This window comes from Microcoleus sp. bin48.metabat.b7b8b9.023, assembly GCF_013299185.1.
Lineage (GTDB): Bacteria > Cyanobacteriota > Cyanobacteriia > Cyanobacteriales > Microcoleaceae > Microcoleus.
The window spans coordinates 19,247-34,861 of the sequence record NZ_JAAFKG010000071.1; the positions used below are offsets into that span (position 1 = coordinate 19,247).

Annotated in this window: 18 protein-coding genes; 4 read left to right on the forward strand and 14 right to left on the reverse strand. The window is 45.1% G+C overall.

All coding sequences use genetic code 11. The features are described from left to right. The first annotated feature begins 75 nt into the window (after nt 1-75). Complete coding sequence (locus QZW82_RS28415) at nt 76-675, forward strand: glutathione S-transferase family protein (protein ID WP_293156435.1); 600 nt, start codon at nt 76-78, stop codon at nt 673-675. 223 nt (nt 676-898) lie between these two features. On the opposite strand, the gene QZW82_RS28420 is transcribed toward QZW82_RS28415, so the two are convergent. Continuing rightward, nucleotides 899-1,942 (reverse strand): bifunctional transcriptional activator/DNA repair enzyme AdaA, encoded by a 1,044-nt coding sequence (locus QZW82_RS28420; protein WP_293156437.1) that lies wholly within the window; start codon nt 1,940-1,942, stop codon nt 899-901. 14 nt (nt 1,943-1,956) lie between these two features. Between QZW82_RS28420 and QZW82_RS28425 the strand changes: the two genes are divergently transcribed. Together QZW82_RS28425 and ruvC are read left to right on the forward strand one after the other, a co-directional pair. Beyond that, nucleotides 1,957-2,400: a hypothetical protein gene (locus tag QZW82_RS28425; RefSeq protein ID WP_293156440.1), complete on the forward strand. Its 444-nt coding sequence runs from the start codon at nt 1,957-1,959 to the stop codon at nt 2,398-2,400. Nucleotides 2,401-2,716: 316 nt separating this feature from the next. After that, nucleotides 2,717-3,250 (forward strand): crossover junction endodeoxyribonuclease RuvC, encoded by a 534-nt coding sequence (gene ruvC / locus QZW82_RS28430; RefSeq protein WP_293156443.1) that lies wholly within the window; start codon nt 2,717-2,719, stop codon nt 3,248-3,250. 1 nt (nt 3,251) lies between these two features. Here the strand turns inward: ruvC and QZW82_RS28435 are convergent, their stop codons facing one another. The 11 genes from QZW82_RS28435 to QZW82_RS28485 form a co-directional block, all read right to left on the reverse strand. Further along, on the reverse strand, nt 3,252-3,392 hold the full coding sequence (locus QZW82_RS28435) for a hypothetical protein (RefSeq protein ID WP_293156446.1): 141 nt from the start codon (nt 3,390-3,392) through the stop codon (nt 3,252-3,254). A 486-nt stretch (nt 3,393-3,878) separates the two neighbouring features. Beyond that, nucleotides 3,879-4,880, reverse strand: a complete 1,002-nt coding sequence (locus QZW82_RS28440) for a CHAD domain-containing protein (RefSeq protein ID WP_293156449.1) — start codon at nt 4,878-4,880, stop codon at nt 3,879-3,881. A gap of 567 nt (nt 4,881-5,447) precedes the next feature. Beyond that, entirely contained in the window at nt 5,448-5,786 is a 339-nt protein-coding gene (gene petJ / locus QZW82_RS28445; RefSeq protein ID WP_293156452.1) for a cytochrome c6 PetJ, read from the reverse strand. Nucleotides 5,787-5,913: 127 nt separating this feature from the next. After that, the gene (gene psbV2 / locus QZW82_RS28450; RefSeq protein WP_293156455.1) at nt 5,914-6,414 is read right to left on the reverse strand and encodes a photosystem II cytochrome PsbV2; all 501 of its coding nucleotides are present in this window, start codon (nt 6,412-6,414) and stop codon (nt 5,914-5,916) included. Between the two features lie 248 nt (nt 6,415-6,662). Then, entirely contained in the window at nt 6,663-7,151 is a 489-nt protein-coding gene (psbV, locus tag QZW82_RS28455) for a photosystem II cytochrome c-550 (protein ID WP_293156458.1), read from the reverse strand. Nucleotides 7,152-7,300: 149 nt separating this feature from the next. Next, on the reverse strand, nt 7,301-7,492 hold the full coding sequence (locus tag QZW82_RS28460) for a translation initiation factor IF-2 (RefSeq protein WP_293156461.1): 192 nt from the start codon (nt 7,490-7,492) through the stop codon (nt 7,301-7,303). An 843-nt stretch (nt 7,493-8,335) separates the two neighbouring features. Next, nucleotides 8,336-9,289 (reverse strand): acetyl-CoA carboxylase, carboxyltransferase subunit beta, encoded by a 954-nt coding sequence (accD, locus tag QZW82_RS28465; protein WP_293156463.1) that lies wholly within the window; start codon nt 9,287-9,289, stop codon nt 8,336-8,338. Nucleotides 9,290-9,368: 79 nt separating this feature from the next. Further along, nucleotides 9,369-9,539 carry a hypothetical protein gene (locus QZW82_RS28470; RefSeq protein ID WP_293156466.1) on the reverse strand — a complete coding sequence of 57 codons (171 nt, stop codon included), beginning with the start codon at nt 9,537-9,539 and terminating at the stop codon, nt 9,369-9,371. An 82-nt stretch (nt 9,540-9,621) separates the two neighbouring features. Beyond that, complete coding sequence (locus QZW82_RS28475; RefSeq protein WP_293156469.1) at nt 9,622-10,800, reverse strand: transposase; 1,179 nt, start codon at nt 10,798-10,800, stop codon at nt 9,622-9,624. A gap of 229 nt (nt 10,801-11,029) precedes the next feature. Beyond that, nucleotides 11,030-11,851: an A24 family peptidase gene (locus tag QZW82_RS28480; RefSeq protein WP_293156472.1), complete on the reverse strand. Its 822-nt coding sequence runs from the start codon at nt 11,849-11,851 to the stop codon at nt 11,030-11,032. Nucleotides 11,852-12,148: 297 nt separating this feature from the next. Continuing rightward, nucleotides 12,149-12,409 carry a hypothetical protein gene (locus QZW82_RS28485; RefSeq protein ID WP_293156475.1) on the reverse strand — a complete coding sequence of 87 codons (261 nt, stop codon included), beginning with the start codon at nt 12,407-12,409 and terminating at the stop codon, nt 12,149-12,151. Between the two features lie 87 nt (nt 12,410-12,496). On the opposite strand from QZW82_RS28485, the gene QZW82_RS28490 reads away from it, so the two are divergent. Continuing rightward, nucleotides 12,497-14,074: an adenylate/guanylate cyclase domain-containing protein gene (locus QZW82_RS28490; protein ID WP_293156478.1), complete on the forward strand. Its 1,578-nt coding sequence runs from the start codon at nt 12,497-12,499 to the stop codon at nt 14,072-14,074. A 35-nt stretch (nt 14,075-14,109) separates the two neighbouring features. Here the strand turns inward: QZW82_RS28490 and QZW82_RS28495 are convergent, their stop codons facing one another. Then, nucleotides 14,110-14,619 carry an N-acetyltransferase gene (locus QZW82_RS28495; RefSeq protein WP_293156481.1) on the reverse strand — a complete coding sequence of 170 codons (510 nt, stop codon included), beginning with the start codon at nt 14,617-14,619 and terminating at the stop codon, nt 14,110-14,112. A 436-nt stretch (nt 14,620-15,055) separates the two neighbouring features. Further along, on the reverse strand, nt 15,056-15,484 hold the full coding sequence (locus QZW82_RS28500; protein WP_293156536.1) for a hypothetical protein: 429 nt from the start codon (nt 15,482-15,484) through the stop codon (nt 15,056-15,058). Between the last annotated feature and the right edge of the window lie 131 nt (nt 15,485-15,615).

A 15,615-nucleotide genomic window follows, 5' to 3' on the forward strand; every position in this document is an offset into this window, starting at 1 on the left:
GACTGAAGTCCGCACTACGAACCTTATACTTTCTCGATCTGTGTAATTTGCGGTTAGTTCAAAACAAGGATAATTATGTTCAAACTCTACGAATATTCGCCCTCAGGCAATTGCTATAAAGTTCGCTTGCTCTTAACTCAACTCAATATTCCATTCGATCGCACAGAAATTAATATTCTGCAAAAAGAAAGTCGCACAGCCGAATTTTTGGTCAAAAATCCCAATGGCCGCATTCCGGTTTTAGAGATTGCACCGGGTAAGTTTCTGTTTGAATCGAATGCGATTATGTTTTACTTGAGCGAAGAAACTGAGTTTTTCCCCACCGATAAATTTGAACGCGCTCAAGTGATGCAGTGGTTGTTTTTTGAACAGTACAGTCACGAACCTTTTATTGCAACTTCTCGTTTTTGGTATTTGACAGGGAAAGCACAGGAATATCAAGATGCACTGCAACAGAAACAAGCACCGGGTTATGCTGCTTTGGGGGTGATGGAACAGCATTTAGAGAAAAATGACTTTTTTGTGGGCGATCGCTATTCTATTGCTGATATCGGTTTATTTGCGTACACTCACGTTGCTGGGGAAGGCGGATTTGATTTGACGGGGTTTCCGGCAATTAAAACTTGGATTGAGCGAATCAAGAATCAGCCTCGATATATTAGCATTACAGATTAAGATTGCAGTAACTGTAGGGTGCGTCGCTACCTTAAATCACAAAAAAACAGCGACAATTGATGAGCGACGCACCTTACTTACTCGAAGATTGTGTGTATCACATATATAGCCTTTATCAAAAAGATGAGGTATGACTGATAGCTTATATAACCAGTTAATCTAAGAGGGCTGAAGCCCAACAACGTACCTTATCTTTCTCAGAACCGCTATAAAGGGTATGAATTCACGATCGACAATTTTTTGCTTCCAGATCGAGCAACCATTGTTTTCGCCATAAACCACCCGCGTAACCTGTTAATGTGCCATCAGATCCAATTACTCGATGACAAGGAATCACAATACAAATTCTGTTCCTGCCGTTAGCATTTGCCACCGCACGAACAGCTTGAGGATTTTTCAATGCAGAAGCTTGTTGTTGGTACGAACAAGTTGCACCGTAGGGAATCTTTTGTAACTCTTGCCAAACTGCCTGCTGAAATTCCGTTCCCGGTGTGAATAGCGGCACTGAAAACTCTTTTCGCTGGCCTGCAAAATACTCATTGAGTTGTAGTTGCAACAAATCAAAATGTTTGTTTGTGCCTTGCAGTACAGTCGCATCTAAAAGTTTAGTCAATGACTCAAACTGCCTCTCAATCATTTTGCGATCGCTAAATTCTAAAAGGCAAATACCTTGGGCAACTGCACAGGCGAACATAGTTCCTAAGGGAGTTTCCAATCTAGTAAGATCTATTACTTGTTTGGTTTTGCTATTTGATGGCGACACGCCCAAAATAGATTTAAATGAATCGTTAAAACCGCTGAGCGATTCATAGCCGCTATCGTAGGCTGTAGCAGTAACTGTTTCGCCATTTTGGATTTTCTTAAAAGCTGAATTTATCCGCAACATTCTTTGGTAAGCATGAAAAGTAATGCCGTGATTCTTCAAAAACCAACGGCGGATTTGACTTGGCTCAATGCCTCGGGAAGCCAAATCCAAATCTGTCAATTTTGTGGCGGGATTGTTGCCGATTTCGCGTAGAATAGCTTGAATGCGATCGGGTGTTGCATTCAGCATTTCCAAAGGTTTGCAAACCTTACAGGCTCTGTAACCGTGAAGTATCGCTTCTTTAGCAGTTGGGAAAAATTCTACATTTTCTTTTTTAGGTTTCCGTGCCGTACAAGTTGGGCGACAAAAGATACCAGTGGTTTTTACTGCTGCAAAAAAAGTCCCTTCCCAGGAAACATCTTTGTCAACAAGTGCTCGATACATTAAATCATCTGTCAGCATATTTTTTGGGCAATATGGTTCGTAGTGAGGACTTTAGTCCGCATTTTCAAGAACTTGCATTCAATATGGTTCGTAGTGAGGACTTTAGTCCGCATTTTCAAGAACTTGCATTCAATATGGTTCGTAGTGAGGACTTTAGTCCGCATTTTCAAGAACTTGCATTCAATATGGTTCGTAGTGAGGACTTTAGTCCGCATTTTCAAGAACTTGCATTCAATATGGTTCGTAGTGAGGACTTTAGTCCGCATTTTCAAGAACTTGCATTCAATATGGTTCGTAGTGAGGACTTTAGTCCGCATTTTCAAGAACTTGCATTCAATATGGTTCGTAGTGAGGACTTTAGTCCGCATTCTCAAGGACTTATATTCCCAACGCTCAAACTTGATTGCGATGAGATAACCAAACTTGATATTACTATATTGCCCTCGATGACAAAAGTTTGCCAACCGAAAAATTAACAACTATTTTTTGTAGTCCTGCATAGTAAGTCTAATCTCATACAGTTCAGTGCGGATACCTCCATCTTTTATACAAAAATTCTAAGCTGTTGTGCATCTAGATTGTGTCTGAATATCGATCGCCCTATGGGAGAAGGGAATTCGGGGAGATGATTGGACGATTTGTGATGGTCATCAAGATATACAATTTAAATACACAGCCGCTTACCGGATTTTAGATAAAAAAATGGAATAATAGGGAACTGAGAATGTGTGTGGAAGCTTTTCGGGTGCTATTAATTGGCTCTGACATGAGAAAAACAATCAATAATTGTGAATGGAAACACGAATTTTGGGATTAGATCCGGGCTTGGCAAATCTTGGTTACGGCGCGATATCTTGTCATATTATCCCCGGCAAACAAGACGAGAATAGCGTTTCCCTAATTGATTGTGGTGTGATTAAAACAACGCCAAAGCAGGAAATGGGACAGCGCCTAAAAACAATTTATGAAGATTTGCATACGGTAATTGATGAGGTAAAACCAGATTTGGCAATTGCCGAAAAACTGTTTTTTTACAAAATGGGAAATACTATACTTGTAGCCCAAGCACGGGGCGTTTTGACGCTGGTATTGGCTCAGTGCGGTGTGCCGCTGTTTGAGTTTACGCCTGCTCAAATTAAGCAAGCTTTGACTGGCCGCGGCAATGCTGATAAATCGGAAGTACAAGAGGCAGTGGCGCGGGAGTTGGAGTTGGGTTATATTCCGAAACCTGATGATGCGGCGGATGCTTTGGCTGTGGCTTTGACTGGTTGGTACGATGATGATATTTGTCCGAAAAAAATACCCTTAGAAACTGGAAAAGTTTGATTTAAGCGCTGTTGAACAGTTGACAGTTGACAGTTGACAGTTGACAGTTGACCATGGGAGAGCGACCTCTACCTAGAAGGAAGAGGATTGAAGTAATGAATAGTCTGATTTTAATTTCTTCCTCAAAAGGAGAGGCTTTCAATCAATTCTTTATGGTAAATAAATACAATTTCAGGTATGCTAGAAAGGTAGGAAATAACAAATCTGACATGAGAGAATTCGTGTAAATAGAGTTCTGTTGATTCTTTCAGATTGGCAATCGCTTATTCAATAGTTTCACCCGGGCTAGCTGTTCCCACTTCAGGGCATTCTGCCACATAAATATCTTTTCCCCAATAAACGATTGTTGTAAAGATACATTGTTGTAAAGATACGAGGCGTATTTTTACAATGCTTACTTAGTTTTCACTCTAATCATTATTTTGGCAAATCGGGCGATCGCCCTTTTCCTTCCCAAAGCGCGATCGCCCTTTCTTAAGTTACACGATGAAGGACACGGAATTGCCGTTTTCCTACGAATATCTGTTATTGTAGGCTATATTTGTAGGACATGGCATTGCCGTGTCCGGCTTCTAGTTCCCGCAGCCGATCGCACTTTCTTCACCCGGAAAACCTACTTTTTCTGAGACTAATCACTCTTAGCACCTGCAACCACAGGATGAATTAAAGTCGATCGCAAATCTTGCCTAATTTCCGATTTCAAATACTTGCGCTGCAAAACCTGCCATTTTTGCCAAGCCCCGTAGCGTTTTTGGGCTAGCAAACCAGCCAGTTTCGGCAACTCTTTTTGCAAATCGCGATCGACAAAATCTGTCAGAAACTCCCCTAAAACTTCACAGTCTTGAATATCGCCCAAACATTCCTGAACAGCTTTTACATCTTCGACATAAACTTCATAAGTCTCCCCGTAAAAATCGCCAAACAGATTCATCAAATACCGAACCCGCTTAGCTTGCTTCCGCAAATCGTGCAGAATAGTTCCCTCCGCTGCTAACTTCTCTTCCACAGCCGACTCAGTCAAATCATCAGCAACTTTAACTTTGCCATCCTCATATTCGGTGCCCAGCAGCCAAGCTGGATGCAGGAAAAACTCACTGATTTGAGGTAACAGCAAATCTGGTACAACCTCGGCAATTGGCAAATGTTCGATCGCCCTAAACTGCGGTTTTTCTACCCAATTCTCGATCGACTCTTTCAGCGACTGGTAGCTTTTGTGTTCCAAAACAGCCCTCACCGCTTTCAAAGCCCGACGCCGCTGTTTGAGCAAACTCAACAAAGCTTCATCCAAAACTTCCTGTTCGTCAGCCGGCAAATTCGGGTAATATCCGTTTTGGAGACTTTCGAGCATCACATCCAAATCTCTGAGCCTTCCCAGAATCCGCCCCACCTTACCAATTTTGTGTTCAGAAGCTGCTTTTGGCAAGTCTAAAACCGGAGCAAAACCCGTTACAGCCGATCGCAAACGCCGCATTCCGACTCGCATTTGATGAAGTTCTTCTGCATCTTTGTCTTTGATAACTTCAGCCTCGTGCCCTACTGCTTTGCGGAAATATTTCTCGATCGCACCCGAGGCTGCGCCTCCGAGAGTTTTGACTTCAGTTTTAACTTTTGCTGATGTTTTGACGTTCATGCTTGATGTTTTTACGTTCATGGTAGATGTAGAGTCCACTTTCGCGATCGACTTTAATTTTGATTTCAAAGCTTTTCTAATAAGGTGTTACATCCTAGCACACACTTTTCATTGATGAACCTCAGCATTAATAAATCTTAATGTAAAGTGCTTGACAACTTATCCAAAGTCAGCATTTACTAATTAATTTGCGATCGCGCGCTAATTTGAGCGACGCGGTTTCTGAGTATTTCTCGTTTTTCGTCGCAAATTTTTCTGAGAAACCGGGTTTCTTGTCCCCATAGGGAGGCCCTGTTAATGTCCTGTGCTTGACAATTTATACAAAATTAGCAATCTTCAATCTTCAATCTAAAAAATTTTCAATCTAAAATTTAAAATCTAAAATAAAATTTCCCTCCCCCACCCTTGGGCTAATAAACATCTGATTTCTGGCGGGCTTTCCCAAATAGGTTAAGATCGCTGCAAACCGAGATTTATTTACCAAAGAGAGAGAGAGGGTGCGATCGGGAAGACAAGTTTTAAAATTAAATCAAGTCCGCCCAGGTTGTCCGACTTCAAAGAGGCAGTTTAGCCTTTCCAGTCTTTCTCAGATTGTTCGAGTACGTAGGTTGCTACATCCTCGATTTGGTCGGGCTTCAAGCGGCCGCCGAAAGCAGGCATAGCATTTTTGCCCTTAGTTACCTGAGTCGTAATAGCTTCGATAGAATTCATGCCATACTTCTCAAGAGCGCCCTTTTTCAAGGTTTTCATTGCCATAACGACGTTGCCGCCACCGATGTGACAAGCAGAACAGTTGTTGCTGAAGATTTTAGCTCCTTTAGCAGCATCTCCAGCCAGAGCAGGGCTGCTGAAGCCGAAAGTGAAAATTGTGAACGCTAACAAGGCGATCGATAAGAGTCTTTTCAACGCAGTTCTCCTCTAATGGACACACAAAGGGTGATTCTTTAATTATTTTACCTGATTAAAACAGGCGCGATCGCGACTAGGCGATTGCTTTCTCCCGAGTAATTTACCACTTTTTGGCAGTGGCAGTTCAACTCTCAAAATTATCCACGCCCCAGCCCGGAGCTTTCTGAGCGGCCCGGATCACAAAAGCAGCCAAATTTTCAACCTCAGTCTGTGGCATCCAGCTTTCGGGTACTTGGCGGCACCAAAAAGTTTCCTCACTGCCGTCATAAGTCATAGGCTCTCTCAGGTATGACACCAAACTATTGATGTTGGTGCGGGGAGGCGTTGCCCCCTGGAGATCTGCCAAAGACAGAGATATCATCGGATCCGGCAAAGTTGCTCCTCCGACGTGGCAATTCATGCAATTTTGCTCGAACAACACCTTGCCCACAGACAAATCCTGAGCGGAAAACAACCGAGTGTTTCCCTCAGCGTCCAATTCTAGTGCTACAGGTTCCTTGGCTTGTAAATATCTATTCACGTAAGAATCGCCAGCAGCCAAAACAGGTTGAGGAGCCAGCAGCAGGAGCGGCAAAATAATTAACATCCCCAACAAAAAGCAGAGAAAAACACCACGATGCAGCATAAAGGCGTAGAAAAGTCAATAATCCACTAACATTTGCTCGTACAATCGAATTTTTTTTGTTGCGCTCTGACTTTCGTCAGTATCAACGAGTCCGCTATCTCAAGTCAGCGACTTCCACTCGGAAGAATCAATCAACCAGGGGTAAATTTGAGATTTCAGATTTTCGATAGAAAAACGGCGAGCCAGCAATCCTTGCCAAATCCCAGCCCCTCTCAATCCAAAATCCAAAATCTCAAATTTAAAATTGATTAGCGAGCGCCTTTGCCACCAGCCCACTGGCGGGAGATAATTTTCGGCTGCAACAGAATGTGACCGGCAATCGCGTACAAATCTTCATCCGAGAGATTTCTCATCTCAGCGAAAATATCCGCACTCTTCATGCTCGGATGCAGTTCCGAAATTTCTTGAAACCCGTCATAAGTCGTGGGATTTTTCATATAGTCCACGAGCGACTCAATATTATTGCGGGGTGGGTTGGCCAAAGCCAGAGTTTCCGGACTCAAATTGAGGTTCGGGTCAGTTTTTGTCATGCCCGCAGCGTGACATTGAGCACAAGTATTTTGGAACAGGCGTTTGCCTTGCTGGACTTGTTTGAGGCTCAGCACTACCGGAGCGCCCTTGTCATTTAAAGTTACAGTCCGAAGTTCAGGACTCAGTTCGACAGCCATTGCGCTGCTGACAAATAACTGAAATGTCAAGAATACAGCGGTCAGAGCAATGAAATATCTTTTAAGCATGGTTCTCCTTAAAAAAATCCGGCAAATTATTGAACGCTAAGAGAGTATAGCTGGCAAACAGATTTCTGTTCAAAATTCCTTTCTTTGGCGACAACTGGCGAAAGTTTGTGCAGCCATACCTTTAAAGGTAGAGGAATTTTGCGATCGATCTAATCTGCAATTCGTTTTGAGTCGCGCCTTTTTTCGAGAGCGGACATAATTGCCTTAACATCTTCCAAAGCCAAACGGGTTTGAGGGTGTTTGTAGGCAATTTCCAGCTCATCACACAAGCGGAGCACGTCTTCAACAGGGACGTTGAAGTCTTCTGCTATTTCTGCGATGGACAGGTCTGCAAAACCCATAATTTTCAGGTCGCTGACGGGTCAGAATTGAGTTGACGGCTATTGAATGAAAGGCGGACAATTTAACAAAGCGCTGTTAGCTGTCATAAAAAAACTCGGTAAGTGGGAAACGAGCGAGTCTTTAGACCTGAGAGGAAAACTCCAAGAGCGGTTTCAACCGCCTTGAATCCCCCTTTCGGGGTTAGAGGGGTATGGTTGCCCCTCTGTGGAGATATGGTTGTCTCCGAATCCCTTTCGGGTAATGTTCGCTTCGCCAATGTTATAAGGGCTTGTTAGGCTAGCAGCACTGTTTCAGTGACTTTAAAACTGTTTAACCACTAGCGACAGAGCGGAAAACTAGCGTCGCATTCTCCGGTGTCATGACCTGAATAACGTAGTCAGTTAAGACTTAGGCTGGTCAGTACAGCTTGCAATTTCTTACAAGCTCAGTGGCGTTGACTCCCTGAGTTACTGACCTGTTAGTTTGTTCTGAGATTTTGTGCGATCGCCAGCTAACTAACCACTAACTAACACTAAGCATTTTTGCTCATCCAAACTTCAAACTCCATCAACTTCCAACCAATATCATCCCATTGCCGCGTCTTTATTATCAATAGGACTTGGGCGCGCAGGACTAAAAACCCCGTATCTGCGTGCATTTCTCGCTACCAAACTTCATGTTTTTCGTAGAAACCAGGGTTTTTGGGGAATTCCTCTGACATTTTCGTCTTTGGCGGACTCACCAACAGACGGGGCGATTTTCCATTTTTCGATTTGAGATTTACTCCACAGGTGTCTTATGGGGCTTGAACTTTGGTCGAAAATTTTGATCGGTTCGCCACAGGAGTCATCCGGCGCAGCAGCTTAGGGAGAAAGCTTGAAAGCGTGAGTCGGTGCCGCCACAGCGTGGTGGCTTTCGGTAGCATCGTGGGCGGGGAATTCCGAGTCTGCCAAGAAAGGCTGGGGCTGGTGGAGGCTGATGAGTCCAGCCAGAGTTTTCTTTAATTGAGTTCGGGGTACGATCAAGTCTACAAAACCGTGGGCGAAGGAGTATTCGGAAGTTTGATAATTTTCCGGCAGCTTTTCGCGCAGAGTTTGCTCGATTACCCGGCCCCCCGTAAAGGCTACTGTAGCTTTTGGCTCTGCAATTATAATGTCTCCCAACATGGCAAAACTAGCGGTGACGCCGCCGGTGGTCGGGTGGGTCAAAATTGGGATGTAAAGCAGTCTCGCTTCCCGGTGGCGTTCCAGAGCCCCGGAAATCTTAGCCATTTGCATGAGGCTGAGCATTCCTTCCTGCATTCTCGCACCGCCGGAAGCGCAGACAATGAGTACGGGTAAGCGTTCCCGTGTGGCGTGTTCGATGAGGCGAGTCAGTTTTTCTCCGACAACTGAGCCCATGCTGCCGCCGATGAACTGAAATTCCATGACTCCGAGGGCGACGGGCAAATTTTCGATTTGGCCGGTGCCTGTTTCTACGGCGTCTAGGTGGCCTGTTTTTTCTTGAAATTCTCTGAGTCGATCGCTATATTTTTTGCGATCGCGAAATTTCAGCGGATCGGTGGCCTGGAGATTTCCGTTAATGGGTGTCCAGGTATTGGGGTCGATCAACTGCTCGATGCGATCGTCACTGTAAACTCTGATATGATGCCCGCATTCCAAGCAAACCATTTGATTTGCTCGCAGGTCTTTGGTATAACTCAGGGCATCGCAAGCTGTGCATTTATTCCAAAGTCCGTCGGCAATTTCTCGTTCCGGCCGTTCTTGGGAGTTCGGTACTGATTTTCGTCGATTTGCAAACCAATCAAATAGAGACATTAAAAGTTGGGAATTGTTAACTGTTGACTGTTGACTGTTGACTGTTGACTGTTGACTGTTAACTGTTAACTGTTGACTGTTAACTGTTAGATTCGGGTTCCTCTTCAATCGGACTGATGAGGAGCGATGCTGTCTGCTGGTGTTCTGGAAGAACTTGCAGGGCTGTAGCACTTCCTGCCCCTAAATAAGATGCTATGCCTAAGTCAACAATCCGAGCTGGGATTTGATGAGCAGCGAGGATTTGCTGCATCAATTCCGCTTCCCAGCGAAAGCTAGTAGTTTTGACACTCCCCGCGCATGAATGCGGGGGATTCTTCTCTCAGCGAGCCAACTTACCCGAGTAGGTTTGCACCAACTAGAATAGAGGTCGGTTCTCCAGAAGCGTTGCTTGCGTCGAGCGCAAAGGTTCCGGTATGCCCTACCGTACCCAATCCTGAGTTAAGGATGTTAATACCAGCGTTGTGGTCGCGATCTAACTTACAGCCACATTGACAAATATGAGTGCGCGCAGACAATGACTTTTTCACAATGGAGCCGCAGCTAGAGCATTCTTGGGACGTGTAGGCAGGATTCACCGCAATAGTTGCCCGTTTAAATACCTTACCAAAATACTCTAGCCAAACTCGAAATTGATACCATCCAGCGTCATTAATTGACTTAGCTAGACAATGATTTTTAACTAGATTCTTAATCCGCAAATCTTCGTAGACCACTACATCGTTAGATGTGATTACGCACCGCGCCAGTTTGATAGCATGGTCTTTGCGTTGCCTACTTATTTTGAGGTGAACTCTAGCTAATTTGACTCTAGCTTTACGCCTATTTTTAGAGCCTTTGACTTTGCGATAAACCAGTCTTTGCGACCGTTTCATCTTTTTTTCGCCAGTTCGGTAAAACCGAGGATTTTCAACCTTGTTGCCCAAGGAATCGGTATAAAAAGACTCTAGCCCAACATCTAGACCGATAGTTTTATGAGTTGGTTGGATCTTTTCTTCTCGATCTATTTGGATGCAGAATTGAACGTAGTAGCCATCCGCACGCTTTACCAATCTCACCCGTTTAATCTGGTCTGGTTGATAGAAATTTAGGTCACGAGTGCCTTTCATTTTTAATCGACCAATCCCATTTTTATCGGTGAACGTTATCGATTTGCGATCGTCAGCTAGTTTCCATCCCGATGCTTTATATTCAACCGAGCGATTATCTTTCTGGAACTTTGGGTATCCTTTTTTGCCAGAAATCTTGGCTTTGCAGTTGTCATAAAAACGGGAGATTGCTGACCAAGCACGTTCTGTCGCTGCCTGACGGGCGGTTGAATTGAGTTTGTCCGCAAACGAAAACTCGCGAGCCAATACCGCACTTTGTTTGCTCAAGTCATACTTTCCTGTTTTCGGAGCGTCCATCCACAAACGAATGCACTTATTCCGAATAAACTGCACAGTACGAATTGCCTCGTCAATAGCTGCGAACTGCTCTAAATTTCCGTAGGTTTTGAACTCAAAAACTAGCATCGATTTACTTGGTCTTACGCTAACTACTATAGCGCAAAAATAATGAATAAACAAGGGCAATCTGAAGATTGTAGGCGACGGTCGTCGCAGCCGAGTTCATCGCCACGACGGTCGTCGGGGGGCTTTCCTCTCGCCTTTCGGTAAGTGTAATCCAAGGCACGGAATAATTTTACCAATTATTGAGACGATATTGCGGTCGATCGCGCTTTGTAAGGGCAGATCCCAAACCCTAATTCGGGAAAAAGAACTGCAAGTAAATAGATAAGATCGGTTCTCCCCAGAGAGCCGTAATGGCTGCACCGAGAGCCAGAAACGGGCCGAAGGGCATGGGTTGACGCCGATCGAGCAATCCGATCGCGATCGAAGAGCCACCAACCAAAGCCCCGGCTAAACAAGCGATAAATGCCGCTAGCAGCAAGAGTTTCCAGCCCAGCCAAGCTCCCATCAAGGCTGCTAATTTGGTATCGCCGCCACCCATAGCAGTCTGCCCGAAGCCGATCGATCCTGCAAGTCCGATCGCGTCAAACAGCCACAATCCGACAACTGCTCCCAAAATTCCGTCTAGTACCAGATAGTGCACGGAGTCGATCGGGTTAAATGTCGGCCACCAACCCTTGGCGATTTGGAAAACCAATCCGAGTATCAAGCCCGATCGAGTCAAAGAATTAGGCAAAGTCATTGTATCGCAGTCAATCAAAGACAAAGCCAACAGCCAGCTAAACAAAGTCCAAAACCCCAGTGTTTGCACGCTCACCCCAAACTGCCCATAGATGAGCAAAAACAGCAAACCCATGGCTGCTTCCACCAGGGGGTAGCGGGCAGAAATCCGACTGCGGCAGTGATTGCAGCGTCCCCGCAGCCACAGCCAACCGAAGACGGGTATATTTTCGTAAGTTCTGAGTTGATTTAAACATTTGGGACAGCGAGAAGGAGGATGTATCACCGACAAACCCGCAGGCAACCGATAGATTACCACATTTAGAAAGCTGCCGATCGCCGAGCCGATGACAAAGACGATGGCGGTGACAAGGGAATTAAAGATTATTTCCATTAAGTTGATATTTGTTGTTTGTTATTTGTTATTTGTTGTTTGTTGTTTGTTGTTTGTTATTTGTTATTTGTTGTTTGTTGTTAGCTATTGGTCGTTAGATTGTGTTATGTAACCTTTGTAGATATCGAACCAAATTCTCTGATTTGGATGCGGACTAAAGTCCTCACTACGAACCTTTTCTTTTAAAATTGTGCGATGTGTTTTAATTTGAAACTGTCACCAATGCCCAATTCCCAATGCCCAATTCTCAATTCCCAATTCCCAATTCCCAACTGTCAACTGTCAACCGTCAACTGTTTAATACATTTGAGATTCAATTTCGTCAAAAGTAACAAAACGTTCACCGGGCAACAAAACGGGATGCGAAGCAAAAATTAGCTGACCTCGATCGCTTCCTTGACAGACAACTACACCCGCCGGACGTTGCATTTGCTCGGAATGCACTTTCAAATACATACCATAGGCCGATCGAGCAACTCGGATCAAATCGGGAGCGATCAAGCTGTGACTTTGGGAAATTTCTATCTGGTGTTCTGAGTTGGGCTGGTATCGGGTCACGGGAAACTTATGATAATGGTAGAGGTCTAGCTATTGATGTTGGCTTGAGATCGATCGAACTTACCTTATTTTTTAAGAATAGACTAGGTGGAAATTAATACATTAACTTACAATCCTCCCTTGGCTGCGATCGAACTGCGACTCCGCGAGCTGCTTTCGGCTGAACTATACGCTGGTGCGTGGGTAGATCCGTCCCCCACGACGTTAATAGGGGTGTTCGAGCACCTGCGGAGTCTCCGCTACATCCTCCACGACTACGTGCCCAGGCCCGTGTCCGAATCTCCGGCCAACCCTGGGGAGGTTCGCTACCAATGGCAAACAGGCACTTTGCTATTCACAGATTTAGCTGGGTTTACGTCGCTGTTGGAAGCAAACACAGCCCAGGGGCGCAAGGGCGCTGAAACGCTGTTGGGGGTGATTAACGACTATTTTGCCTCAATGATTGAAATCGTCAGCAAGTCGGGGGGGGATTTGCTGGAGTTTACAGGAGATGCGCTGCTGGTGCAGTTTCTGGGAGGGATTGACCAAGAGGAGGATACAGCTAGGGCGGTGCGGGCGGGTTTGCGGATGCAGCGGGCGATGGCTAAATTTGCCAATATCGAAACGGCGCGGGGTGCTTTGTCTTTGAGGATGCGGGTGGGTATCCATTGCGGTCGCTATATTAGTGCTGATATCGGTACACCGCTGCGGATGGCTCACGTACTGCTGGGGCATTCAGTCCAGCAAGCCAAGCAGGCTGAGGGTTCTGGGACTGTGGGGCGGGTGTGTTTGACTGAAACTGCTAGTTCGTCTTTGGGGGAGCAATTTCGTTTTGAATCGTGGAAACCGGGTTATTTGTTGGTGGCAGATGATTTCACGGACGATCGACTCGGAGAGTACGATATTACTTTGACTGGGCGGCGGATGCCAAGTTCGATATTGCTCGATCGCACGGTATCGGGTTTGGTGAGCGAAATCGAGGAAGCCGTGAAACGGGTTGAACCCCTTGCTAGTTATATTCCCAAAACCATCTTGAGACTGCTGGTTGAAAATGCCGACAGGCGGAAAATCCCGCCGGATTTTCCCGAACCGACGGTGATGTTTGTCAACTTGATCGGTTTACCGGAGTTGGTGGACAAAGCAACGCCAGCCGAGGAAGCTAATCTGGTACTGGGATGTTCTCGGGTGTTTGCGCTAATTGATGCTGTGGTGTCCGCGAAAGGGGGGGTGCTGCAAAAAGTAACGGCGCATTTGGATGGTTCGGATATATTGATTTATTTTGGTGTACCGGACGTTCATACCGACGATCCAAGTCGCGCGGCGAGTGCGGCGATCGCGATCCGGGATCTAATTGCCAGTTTACCTCCGATCGTTATCGGCGGTGAAAATGTGAAAGTAAGCTGTCAAATTGGGCTGTCTCGGGGCCCTGTGTTTGCTGCTGAGGTTGGGGAACCGCGAGGGCGCAGGGAGTTTAATATCCTCGGCGATACGGTGAATACGGCTGCTAGGCTGATGAGCAAGGCGGGGGAAAATGAAATTTTGATTGGCGAAAGGGTGTTTGAGTCGATCGGGCTAAACTTCGATTGCGAGGCTTTGGGAGCTGTTTCTTTGAAGGGCAAATCTGCTCTGACTCCGGCTTTTGTGTTGCACGGTTCAAAGGTGGAGAGGGGAAAAGGCAGCGTTTAAATAAATTTTAAGACCTAGGCAAGTGGTTTTATTGGCTACTCGCACAGACTAAACTCCGATCGATATTTCACTATGCCGCTGCAATCCTGCAAAGCATCTCTTTCTAACTCCAACACCATAAAAGCTTCATCAGGTACATCATATTCGCATCGCAACATCTTGCTACTAGCAGGAACGAACCCGAAACGCGAATAGAAATCGGGAGATCCGAGGACAACCACTGCGTGAAAGTGCGATCGGGCGCACTGTTTTAAACCTTCGCGGATCAGCAGCGATCCGATACCTTGCCGCTGATAGTTTGGTAGAACAGCGACTGGTGCCAAACCCAGAATTGACAAGGTGCTAGAACATTTTCCGGCGATGACAACCGGACTGAAGAAAATGTGTCCGACTGCTCGATCGGATTGTACCGCAACCAAGGAAAATGTAGATGCAATTCCCCGCAGGCGATCGACTAAGTTAGCCTCATTTTCTCGCCCGAATGCCACAATATTGACATTGCGAACAGTTGCTAAATCTTCGGGCTTTTCGGTACGGATATCCATAGCTAATATCAAGAGTGACAAATCAATGCAACGATAGTGGTAGGGTGTGGATCCCTCGATAATATCCAAAAAACGGTGAAAAATCTATCGAGCGACGCACCAACGATATTGGTAGGGTGTGGATCCCTCGATAATATCCAAAAAACGGTGAAAAATCTATCGAGCGACGCACCAACGACAATATTTTATACAACAAACTCAACATCAATTATTTTATTACTCTTTGATATCCTTTCCGGTAGTTTGGGAATGATTTAACCACAGAGGATGCAGAGGACGCAGAGGGATAGAACAAAGAGATAAATAATTTATATTCTACCAAATTTTATCTAATTCAATCATATACTGTTTCTGGTAAATATTTTGTATTTTTACTTTTCTTGAATAAAACATATGATTATTTGTCACTAATTTTATGATTGCTATATTTTGGATATTAATAGCAAAAATGCTCTCTAAATATTGAGTTCCGAAGCTTCTTCCATTCTTGTTTAGAAACATCTGCACGAGTTTTATCGCCCGATGGATCGCGGATAGTCCAAATTGTGTCTGCAATGCGATCCTCTTCGAGGGCTCCGCTAACGAGCGATCGCCCGTGCTCGCGATAGTCGAAGTCCCAGAAAGCATCACCGGCGCAATCTCCTGGTGTAGCAATCATTTCGCGATCGACTGTACGGCGAATCGCATTCCATTCGCGGATGTAGATAGGAGAATCGTCCGATCGCAATTTACGGCCTCCTAATTGAGGATTAACCTTGTAGAAAAACCAATCCGTAAGATTATCCACGGATTGAGTTCGTGATTCTAAATCCCGGGCTGTAGCACAGTCTAGATTTGGGCCGAGAAACATGGCAAAAGTTAACATACACGGCTCTTCTGGCTTTTTGGTGAAAAGTGTATAATGAGATACTACTAATTGATTTCTACCGTATGGATCTTCATCTTGACAGACTGCTTAATCTACCCGATGTTACTGTTGAAAGTTGCATCCAATTC